The 1,010-nt window shown below is 53.5% G+C and carries 1 protein-coding gene; it reads left to right on the top strand.

Annotation, left to right across the window (positions count from 1 at the left end; all coding sequences use genetic code 11):
- Positions 1 to 202: 202 nt before the first annotated feature.
- Positions 203 to 1,010 (top strand): M42 family metallopeptidase (locus EDM56_RS30840; protein WP_148040443.1); only part of this gene is annotated, 808 nt, incomplete at its 3' end.

Below are 1,010 nucleotides of genomic sequence, written 5' to 3'. Positions count from 1 at the left end.
GGGCGCTCCGGATACAGATAACATATTGCTGCATCCAGTTGGGAAAAGCAAGTGGAATCAAGCAATTCACTCGTATCGCAGATAGCAAAGGCAGGGACGGTTGAAATCCGCGACACTCTCATTGATAATGAAATGGAGTAAAAAAATTTTGCTGGGTTGCGAAATGAATGGCATGTACATAGACACGAAGGAGGAACTGAGCATGGCAGATCCATTTCAAATGGAATTATGGAAAAGGTTGACGGAGGCGCCGGGCGCTCCCGGATTTGAAGGGCCTGTGCGCAAAATCATGCGGGAGTATCTTTCCTCCTATACTGATGAAATTGTGACGGATAATTTGGGCAGCATTTTTGGCGTGAAGCGCGGCGATGAGAACGGCCCACGTATTTTGGTGGCGGGTCATATGGATGAAGTCGGCTTTATGGTTACGCGGATTTCCGACAAGGGCTTTATTTCGTTCCAGACGCTCGGCGGCTGGTGGGGGCAAGTTTTGCTGGCGCAACGCGTGCAGATCATAACGGAAAAAGGACCGATCGAAGGGATAATCGGATCGATTCCACCGCACACGCTGCCTGACGAGCTGCGCAGCAGACCTATGGAGATCAAAAACATGTTCATCGATATCGGAGCCGACTCCAAAGAAGAGGTGGAGAAGCTGGGTGTTCGCCTGGGGCAGCCGATTGTGCCGGTTTGCCCGTTCACCGTGCTTGCCAACGAAAAGAAGCTGATGGCCAAGGCATGGGACAATCGCTATGGCTGCAGCCTGGCGATCGAGCTGATGAAAGAGCTGCATGAGAACGGCAATCATCCGAACACGATTTATTGCGGTGCAACCGTGCAGGAGGAGCTGTCAGGCGGACGCGGCGCCAAGACGTCTGCACATCTGTCGGACCCAGACATTTTCCTCGCACTCGATGCGAGCCCGGCCAGCGATGTACCTGGCTCCAATGATGGCATGGGCAAGCTAGGGGATGGCTTGCTGCTGCGCATCATGGACCCGACGCTGATCG

Source organism: Brevibacillus fluminis, assembly GCF_003710825.1.
Taxonomy (GTDB): domain Bacteria; phylum Bacillota; class Bacilli; order Brevibacillales; family Brevibacillaceae; genus Brevibacillus_D; species Brevibacillus_D fluminis.
This window is presented reverse-complemented; position numbering and strand designations above follow the sequence as displayed.